The sequence below is a fragment of the Pseudomonas sp. 21615526 genome, from assembly GCF_013386245.1.
Lineage (GTDB): Bacteria > Pseudomonadota > Gammaproteobacteria > Pseudomonadales > Pseudomonadaceae > Aquipseudomonas.
On sequence record NZ_JACAOM010000045.1, the window covers coordinates 1 to 9,296 of the forward strand.

At 61.1% G+C, this 9,296-nt stretch carries 6 protein-coding genes; 4 read left to right on the plus strand and 2 right to left on the minus strand.

The annotated features are described in order from the left end of the window. The 3 genes from plsB to HX786_RS14960 form a co-directional block, all read left to right on the plus strand. The coding region (gene plsB, locus HX786_RS14950) for a glycerol-3-phosphate 1-O-acyltransferase PlsB (protein WP_178912275.1) at window positions 1-2,390 on the plus strand (2,390 nt) is incomplete at its 5' end. A gap of 51 nt (window positions 2,391-2,441) precedes the next feature. Further along, window positions 2,442-2,843 (plus strand): YbaY family lipoprotein, encoded by a 402-nt coding sequence (locus HX786_RS14955; protein WP_003219355.1) that lies wholly within the window; start codon window positions 2,442-2,444, stop codon window positions 2,841-2,843. A 28-nt stretch (window positions 2,844-2,871) separates the two neighbouring features. After that, window positions 2,872-3,561, plus strand: coding sequence for a DUF4197 domain-containing protein (locus HX786_RS14960; protein WP_003219356.1), 690 nt, complete (start codon window positions 2,872-2,874; stop codon window positions 3,559-3,561). Window positions 3,562-4,343: 782 nt separating this feature from the next. Here the strand turns inward: HX786_RS14960 and HX786_RS14965 are convergent. Together HX786_RS14965 and HX786_RS14970 are read right to left on the minus strand one after the other, a co-directional pair. Next, window positions 4,344-7,409: an efflux RND transporter permease subunit gene (locus HX786_RS14965; RefSeq protein WP_178912276.1), complete on the minus strand. Its 3,066-nt coding sequence runs from the start codon at window positions 7,407-7,409 to the stop codon at window positions 4,344-4,346. Between the two features lie 6 nt (window positions 7,410-7,415). After that, on the minus strand, window positions 7,416-8,516 hold the full coding sequence (locus HX786_RS14970) for an efflux RND transporter periplasmic adaptor subunit (protein WP_177039661.1): 1,101 nt from the start codon (window positions 8,514-8,516) through the stop codon (window positions 7,416-7,418). A 92-nt stretch (window positions 8,517-8,608) separates the two neighbouring features. Between HX786_RS14970 and HX786_RS14975 the strand changes: the two genes are divergently transcribed. Then, window positions 8,609-9,247 carry a TetR/AcrR family transcriptional regulator gene (locus HX786_RS14975; RefSeq protein ID WP_008430503.1) on the plus strand — a complete coding sequence of 213 codons (639 nt, stop codon included), beginning with the start codon at window positions 8,609-8,611 and terminating at the stop codon, window positions 9,245-9,247. Window positions 9,248-9,296 lie beyond the last annotated feature (49 nt).

Below are 9,296 nucleotides of genomic sequence, written 5' to 3' on the forward strand. Positions count from 1 at the left end.
GTCGTCCGGTGTTTTCCGTCCTGCAATCTCCATCCCTCACCGAATTGGCGGTGGTTGATACCGAATGTACCAAGGCCGGCCTGCCGCGCCCGGTGCTGCCGGTGTCGGTCGGCCCGCTGATGGAGCCGGCGGCCTTCTTCCACCTGACGCCCGACCCCGACTGGCTGGGGCGCCAGGACAAGCGTGGCGCCCCACCCACCCTGACCCGCCTTGTGGATGTGCTCACCGAACACGCCGAAGAGAATGCACAGATCATTCCAGTCAGCGTGTTCTGGGGCCAGTCGCCCGACAGCGAGTCCAGCCCCTGGAAACTGCTGTTCGCCGACAGCTGGGCCGTCACCGGCCGCCTGCGCCGGCTGCTGAGCATCCTGATCCTGGGCCGCAAGACCCGGGTGCAATTCTCCGCGCCCATCAACCTGCGTGAGTTGATCGAGCACAATAAAGGCCACGAACGCACCGTGCGCATGGCCCAGCGCATCCTGCGGGTGCACTTTCGCAACCTGAAAACCGCAGTGATCGGCCCCGACCTGTCCCACCGGCGCAACCTGGTGAAGGGCCTGGTGAACATGCCACTGGTACGCCAGGCGATCCTCGACGAGGCCGAACGCGAGAAAATCACCCCCGAGAAAGCCAAGGCCCAGGCCCTGCGCTATGGCAACGAGATCGCCTCGGACTACACCTACACCGCCATCCGTTTCCTCGAAGTGGTGCTGAGCTGGTTCTGGAACAAGATCTACGACGGCATCAAGGTCAACAACATCGAAGGTGTGCAAAAGGTCGCCCAGGGCTACGAGGTGATCTATGTACCGTGCCATCGCAGCCATATCGACTACCTGCTGCTCTCCTATCTCCTGTTCAAGAATGGCTTGACCCCGCCGCACATCGCCGCCGGGATCAACCTGAACATGCCGGTGATCGGCAGCCTGTTGCGCCGTGGCGGGGCGTTTTTCATGCGCCGTACTTTCAAGGGCAACCCGCTGTACACCTCGGTGTTCAACGAATACCTGCACACCTTGTTCACCAAGGGTTTCCCGGTGGAATACTTCGTCGAAGGCGGACGCTCGCGCACCGGGCGCATGCTGCAACCGAAGACCGGGATGCTGGCGATCACCCTGCGCAGCTTCCTGCGTTCCTCGCGCATGCCCATCGTGTTCGTGCCGGTGTACATCGGCTATGAGCGGGTGCTGGAAGGCCGCACTTACCTGGGCGAACTGCGCGGTGCGAGCAAGAAGAAAGAGTCGATTTTCGATATTTTCAAAGTGGTCGGCGCCCTCAAGCAGCGCTTTGGCCAGGTCGCCGTGAACTTCGGCGAACCGATCAAGCTGGCTGAATTCCTCGACAGCGAGCAGCCCGACTGGCGCTCCCAGGAGCTGGGCCCGAACTACAAGCCGGCGTGGCTCAACGAAACCACCAACCGCCTCGGCGAACGGGTGGCGCAACACTTGAACGAAGCGGCGGCGATCAATCCGGTGAACCTGGTGGCCCTCGCGCTGCTGTCCACCACCCGCCTGGCCCTGGACGAACAGGCGATGGCGCGCCAGCTGGATCTGTACCTGGCACTGCTGCGCAAGGTGCCCTACTCGCCCCACACCACCCTGCCGGAAGGCGACGGCCTGGCGCTGATCAAGCACGTCAAGGACATGCACCTGCTGTCGGAACAGAGCGATGCACTGGGCAAGATCCTCTACCTGGACGAGCAGAACGCCGTCCTGATGACCTACTACCGCAACAACGTGCTACACATCTTCGCCCTGCCGGCGCTGCTGGCAAGTTTCTTCCAGAGCAGCTCGCGGATGAGCCGCGAACAGATCCTGCGCTATACCCGTGCGCTCTACCCGTACCTGCAATCGGAGCTGTTTATCCGCTGGTCCCTGGACGAGCTGGACGCGGTGGTCGACCAGTGGCTCGAAGCCTTCGTCGAACAAGGCCTGCTGCGTTTTGAAAACGACGTGTACCTGCGCCCGGCGCCGAGCTCACGGCAGTTTGTGCTGTTGACCCTGCTGTCCAAGAGCATCGCCCAGACCCTGCAACGCTTCTACATGGCGATCTCGCTGCTGCTCAACAGCGGCCAGAACAGCATCAGCGCCGAAGAGCTGGAAGACCTGTGCACGGTCATGGCCCAGCGCCTGTCGATCCTGCACGGCCTGAATGCCCCGGAGTTCTTCGACAAGAGCCTTTTCCGACATTTTATCCAGACCCTGCTGGAGCAAGATGTGCTGCGTCGCGACGAGGCCGGCAAACTGAGCTATCACCCGCTGCTGGGTGAGCTGGCCGAAGGTGCAGCCAAACGCGTATTGCCCGCGGAGATTCGCCTGTCGATTCGCCAGGTCGCACTGCATCGCAGCGAAGAGGCGCCAGACCAGCCTGTGGTACCCGAAGAAACACACTAGAGTGACCGAGGCGCCAGGGTGTTTCTGGCGCCGTTGACAAGGAGCTGCACCATGAAAAAAATCATCCTCCTGGGCCTGACCGCCCTGCTGGGAGCCTGCCAGACCATGAGCCCCGCGCCCAAAGCCAGCCTCGATGGCGAAGTGTTCTACCTGCAACGCATCGCCCTGCCGCCCGCCGCCACCTTGAGTGTGACCCTGCAGGATGTGTCCTTGATGGATGCCCCGGCCGTGACCCTGGCCGAGCAGAAAGGCCCGGTGAAAGGCCAGGTGCCGCTGCCCTTTCATCTGAGCTACGACCCGACCCAGGTCAAGCCTGGCCACAGTTACTCGGTGAGCGCTCGCATCGAACTGGAGGGCAAGCTACTGTTTATCACCACCGAACGGCACTCCGTGCAGTTGAACGGCCAGGACCCACAACCGCTGCGCCTGCGCGTGGATGCGGTTGCACACTGATTAAAATATCGAACATAAGGAAGCGCCCATGCTCCGTAACTCCCTTCGCCTCACTGCCCTGTGCGCCGGCTTGCTGCTCGGTGCCAACGCCATGGCCTTGTCCCTCGGCAGCCTGTCCCAGGGCGACGCCACCGGCGGCCTCAAGGATGCACTGACCCAAGGCGCACAGATTGCCGTGAAACAACTGGGTGTGCCCGGTGGTTTCAGCAACAACCCCGAAGTGAAGATCGGCCTGCCGGGCAAGTTGGGCAAAGTCGCTGACAAGTTGAAAATGTTCGGCATGGGTGACCAGGTCACGCAACTTGAAACCAGCATGAACAAGGCGGCCGAGTCTGCTGTCACCCAGGCCCAGCCGATCCTGGTAAACGCGGTGAAAAACATGAGCGTGACCGATGCCAAGGGCATCCTCACCGGCGGCCAGGACTCGGCCACCCAGTACCTGAACAAAAGCAGCCGTGACGAGATCCGGGCCAAGTTCCTGCCGATCGTCAAGGCCGCTACCGACAAGGTCGGCGTGGCCCAGCAGTACAACGCGCTCGCCGGCAAGGCCGCCACCTTTGGCGCCATTGATGCCAAGAGCGCCAATGTCGAAAGCTACGTGACCGAACAGGCGCTGGACGGGCTGTTCAAGATGATCGCCCAGCAGGAAGAAACCATTCGCAAGAACCCGGCGGCGGCTGCCACCAGCTTGGCCAAGAAGGTGTTCGGCGCGCTGTAGACCATACCCGGCAACTAAAAACGCCCTGAACTATTCAGGGCGTTTTTTTTAATAGCGGCACTTACAAGGCAAATCACTACCCACGGCATTGCTGTTGCTGCTGTTGGTGGTGTTGTTTTCGGTTTTGATATTAATGTTGATCTCGGGCTGGCCATTGCCATTGGACCGACCGAAATTCGGCCCTATTCCAAATACAGCCCCCAACAGGTGCAGTGGTGAAACCAGTATTGGAAAAATCATACGCACTCCTCGATATTTAGGATCAAAAGCCCCCTCTGAGTGGCAAGGCAGCCCGAGTGGTTCCCGGGCTGCCTCGAGTCAGCGGCTATCGATGGATCGGAAAGAGTGCCGATGACCTCTGGTAGGGTTGGTGGGCCTCATGCACCGGCGCCTGGTGATACGGCTTGGGCCGCGCAGGCAGGACAGGCCCCGTTGGTCGGGAGTGATGGCCGTGATTGAAACCGGGCCGTCCATGGCCGGGCTTGTGCGGTCGCGCCGTATCAGCTTCTTTATTGGAACCAGGCAACAGATTGCCCAGCAGTGACCCCAGGAAAGCACCTTTGAAAGCTGCCAGGGCAGACAAAATAAACATATGACACTCCATGAACTCATTGTTGTTCATCGGGACCGCAGGCTTGCGGCCTCGACAACGACGTCTGTCAATCAGACAATTCTGAGTGGAGCACCACGGGCAAACGTTCCGTCGCCCAGGGTCGCAGTTTGCGTCTATGTGTGAATGACCAGAGGCATTTCCTTACAGGACACCCCTGCCACTCGCAGCCTTACACCGCCTCCTTGCGGACCCGAAACCACGCCGCATACAGCGCGGGCAGGAACAACAGGGTCAATGCCGTCGCAACAATCAAGCCGCCCATGATCGCCACGGCCATCGGCCCGAAGAACACGCTGCGGGACAGCGGGATCATCGCCAGTACGGCCGCCAGCGCCGTCAGCACAATCGGCCGGAAGCGCCGCACGGTCGCCTCGATAATCGCCTGCCAGGGAGCCAGGCCGGCCTTGATGTCCTGCTCGATCTGGTCCACCAGGATCACCGAGTTACGCATGATCATCCCCGACAGCGCGATGGTCCCCAGCATCGCCACGAACCCAAAGGGCTGGCGGAACACCAGCAGGAACAGTGTCACCCCGATCAGGCCCAAGGGCGCCGTGAGAAACACCATCGCGGTGCGGGAGAAGCTGCGCAATTGCAGCATCAGCAAGGTCAGCACCACCACGATAAACAGCGGCACACCGGCCTTGACCGAGTTCTGCCCACGGGCGGAATCCTCGACCGTGCCGCCAACTTCCAGCAGGTAGCCGTCCGGCAGTTCAGCGCGCACGCCTTCGAGGGTCGGCAGGATCTGCTGCACCAGGGTGGCCGGTTGTTCCTTGCCGTAGATATCGGCGCGAACGGTCACGGTCGGCAGGCGATTACGGTGCCAGATGATGCCTTCCTCAAAGCCGTATTCCAGGGTCGCGATCTGCGACAGCGCCACGCTCTTGCCGTTGTCGGTCGGCACCGCCAGGCTTGGCAGCAGCGACAGCTCGGTGCGCTCATGCACCGTGCCGCGCAGCAGGATTTCGATCAACTCGTTGTCTTCACGGTACTGGCTGACGCTGGAGCCCGTGAGGGAACTCTGGAGGAATTTCGACAGGTTGGCGGTGCTCACGCCGAGGGCACGGGCGCGGTCCTGGTCAACGTTGAGGTAGACGATCTTGCTCGGTTCTTCCCAGTCCAGGTGCACGTTGACCACGTGGGTATTTTCGCGAACCTTGGCCGCCACTTTCCGCGCCAGGGCCCGGACTTCTTCGATGTGCTCGCCCGTTACCCGGAACTGCACGGGGTAGCCAACCGGCGGGCCGTTTTCAAGCCGCGTAACCCGCGAACGCAGGTCCGGGAATTGTTCGTTGAGGGTTTCGATCAGCCAGGTGCGCAAGCTTTCGCGCTCCTCGATGGTCTTGGCCAACACCACAAACTGGGCAAAGCTGGCGGCCGGCAGTTGCTGGTCCAGCGGCAGGTAGAAACGTGGCGAACCGGTACCGACATAGGCCACATAATTTTCAATACCTGCATGTTCCTTGAGCAAGGCTTCAAGGCGTTTGACCTGGTCAGCCGTATTGCTCAGGGAGGCGCCTTCAGCCAGTTTCAGGTCGACCATCAGTTCCAGTCGCCCGGAAGCCGGGAAGAACTGCTGGGGCACAAAGCGGAACAGCGCCACCGAGCCGATAAACAGCAGCAAGGTCAGGACGATCACCGTCTTGCGCCGACGCACGCACCATTCCACCAGGCGTCTTACGCGCTGATAGAAGGGTGTGCCGTAGGGATCCGGCCCGTCGGTGCCATGCTTGGCCGCATGAATCTTCGCCAGGTCCGGCAGGAGTTTTTCCCCCAGGTACGGCACGAACATCACGGCGGCGACCCACGAGGCCAGCAGCGCAATGGTCACCACCTGGAAGATCGAGCGGGTGTATTCACCGGTGCTCGATTGCGCCGTGGCAATCGGCAGGAAACCCGCGGCCGTGATCAGGGTGCCGGTGAGCATCGGGAAGGCTGTGCTGGTCCAGGCGAAACTGGCGGCCTTGAGCCGGTCGTACCCTTGCTCCATTTTGATCGCCATCATTTCCACGGCGATGATCGCATCGTCCACCAGCAAGCCCAGCGCCAGCACCAGCGCGCCGAGGGAGATTTTGTGCAGGCCGATGCCGAGGTAATACATGGTGGCAAACGTCATGGCCAACACCAGCGGAATCGCCAGGGCGACCACCATGCCGGTGCGCACGCCCAGAGAGAAAAAGCTCACCAGCAACACAATCGCCAGGGCCTCGGCGAGCACCTGGACGAATTCGCCGACACTGGTTTTTACCGCTGCCGGCTGGTCCGACACCTTGCGCAGTTCCATACCGGCAGGAAGGTTCTTCTGCAGGCGTGAGAATTCGCCTTCCAGGGCCTTGCCCAGCACCAGGATGTCGCCACCATCACGCATGGCCACGGCCAGCCCGATGGCGTCGGCGCCCATGTAGCGCATGCGCGGTGCCGGTGGATCGTTGAAGCCACGATGAATCTCGGCCACGTCACCGATACGGAACGTACGATCACCGACGCGGATCGGGAAGTCGCGAATCTCCTTAACGGTCTTGAAGTTGCCGGACACCCTTAACTGCACGCGCTCGCTCGGGGTTTCAAAGAAGCCGGCGGTGGACACCGCGTTCTGTTCCTGCAACGCCTGCTGCACGGCCGCCAGCGGCAGGCCGAGGGTGGCGAGCTTGAGGTTGGACAGCTCGATCCAGATCTTCTCGTCCTGCAAGCCCAGCAGTTCGACCTTGCCGACATCCGGCACCCGTTGCAGCTGAATCTGGATGCGGTCGGCGTAATCCTTGAGCACGGCGTAGTCAAAGCCATCGCCGGTCAGGGCGTAGATATTGCCGAAGGTCGTACCGAATTCATCGTTGAAAAACGGGCCCTGGATATCCGGTGGCAGGGTCTGGCGAATATCGCTGATTTTCTTGCGCACCTGGTACCAGAGGTCCGGGATCTCTGCGGAGTGCATCGAGTCCCGGGCCATGAAGGTGACCTGGGATTCACCGGGCCGCGAGAAGGAGACGATGCGCTCGTAGTCGCCGGTCTCCATCAATTTCTTTTCAATACGCTCGGTGACCTGGCGCGACACTTCCTGGGCCGTGGCGCCTGGCCAGTTGGTCTTGATCACCATGGCCTTGAAGGTAAACGGCGGGTCTTCGCTTTGTCCCAACTTGGTGTAGGACAAGGTGCCGACCACTGCCAGCAGGATCATCAGGAACAGTACGATCTGGCGATTACGCAACGCCCATTCGGAAAGATTGAAACCCATCGGGGACTACTCCTTGGCCGCCAGACTTACCACTCGATTGGCGCGATCCACCGGGCGCACTTGCTGGCCCTCATGGAGTACATGCACACCGGCGGCGATCACCCAATCAGTGGGGTTCAAGCCTTCCAGCACCGGCACGGTTTTCTCGCCAAAGGCGCCGATCCGCACCGGTGTGCGCTTGAGGGTATTGTCGGGCTGCACCACCCAGACGTAGGACGCGCCGTTCTCCGCGCTCAGGGCAGACAGCGGCACCGCCAGGGGAATCACCCCGTCAGCCTGGATGAAGACGCGAGCGCTCTGCCCCAGTTCCGCAGGCACTTTGCCGCCGGTAAACGCGACGCGGGCGGCGAAGGTTCGCGACTTTGGATCGGCAGCCGGCGACAGTTCGCGGATGCGGCCGTTGAAGCGCTGGTCGGGCTGGCTCCACAGTTCCACGGACACCGGCTGGCCAATCTTGAAACGCCCGAAGCTTTGCTCCGGCAGGCTGATCAACACCTCCCGCTCGCCATCGGTGGCCAGGGTGAATACGGTCTGGCCGGCCGACACCACCTGGCCGACTTCCACTGCACGCTTGGCGACCACGCCATCCTGGGGTGCGCGCAACACGGCGTAACCGGCCTGGTTATTGGCCACGTCGAATTCGGCCTTGATCTGCTTGAGGCGTGCTTCACCGGAGCGGTAGAGGTTTTCGGAATTGTCGTACTGGGAGCGGCTGACCATCTGACGGTCCATCAGGGTCTTGTAGCGGTCACGCTCGGCACGTACCAGGCTCAGGTTGGCGTCGGCAGCGGCGACCTGGGCGCGGGTGGCTTCCAGTTGCAGGCGTACGTCCTGAGGGTCGAGTTCGGCCAGGGGCTGGTTGGCCTTGACGCGCTCGCCCTCCTCCACCAGTCGTCGGCTGACTTTGCCGCCAATGCGAAAGGCCAGGTCGGGTTCATAGCGTGCACGCACCTCGCCCGGGTAGCTGTCGGAAGCCTGCGCCGAAGGCTCTGGCTGAACCACCATGGCCGGGCGGACGGTGGTTTGCGCCGCTTCTTCATGGCCACAGGCAGCCAACAGGAATAACAAGCTGGCAGGCAACGCGAGTGGCAGGAGATAGCTGCGCATGCTGAAGGACCTTTCGCTAATGGTGCTAGGAATAATTATACTGGCCAGTATGTTATTAATACCAAACTCACCAGTCCAGTAATAAAGTGAAAATGTCCGACAATCCTGTGAACACCAATAGCCCCGGGCGTCCCAAGGACATGGCAAAACGCCAGGCGATTCTTGATGCGGCGAAGATCCTGTTTTTGAGTAATGGGTATGCCAGTACCAGCATGGATGCCGTGGCAGTGGAGGCCGGGGTGTCGAAGCTGACGGTGTACAGCCATTTCACCGACAAGGAGACGCTGTTCTCGGCGGCGGTGGTTGCCAAGTGCGAAGAGCAGTTACCGGTGATGTATTTCGAGCTGCCCGAGGGTGTGCCGGTGGAGAAGGTGCTGCTCAATATCGCCCGCGGGTTTCATGTGCTGATCAATAGCGAGGAGTCGGTGAACCTGCATCGGTTGATGATGACTTCCGGGAGTCAGGATCCGAAGTTGTCGCAGATCTTTTTCGAGGCCGGGCCGATGCGTATGTTGCAGGGGATGGAGCGGCTGCTCGGTAAGATCGACCAGAGTGGCGCATTGCGTATTGCCAAGCCGTTCACCGCGGCGGAGCATTTTTTTTGCTTGCTCAAGGGGACGGCGAATTTTTGTTTGTTGTATGGGTGTGGGGGGCAACTGAGCGCTGAGGCGGCCGAGGAGCATGTGCAGGAAGTGGTTGGTTTGTTCATGCGGGCTTATCGGGCTTTTTGAACTGAGTACATATCCGTTTTTTGGGTCAGGGCCGCTTATGGTTCCGCTC

Excerpts from the sequence above, each read along its gene's own strand:
- HX786_RS14975 (WP_008430503.1), top strand. The coding sequence starts at position 8,609 with ATGTCCGACAATCCTGTGAACACCAATAGCCCCGGGCGTCCCAAGGAC.
- HX786_RS14965 (WP_178912276.1), bottom strand. The coding sequence starts at position 7,409 with ATGGGTTTCAATCTTTCCGAATGGGCGTTGCGTAATCGCCAGATCGTA.
- HX786_RS14955 (WP_003219355.1), top strand. The coding sequence starts at position 2,442 with ATGAAAAAAATCATCCTCCTGGGCCTGACCGCCCTGCTGGGAGCCTGC.
- HX786_RS14970 (WP_177039661.1), bottom strand. The coding sequence starts at position 8,516 with ATGCGCAGCTATCTCCTGCCACTCGCGTTGCCTGCCAGCTTGTTATTC.
- HX786_RS14960 (WP_003219356.1), top strand. The coding sequence starts at position 2,872 with ATGCTCCGTAACTCCCTTCGCCTCACTGCCCTGTGCGCCGGCTTGCTG.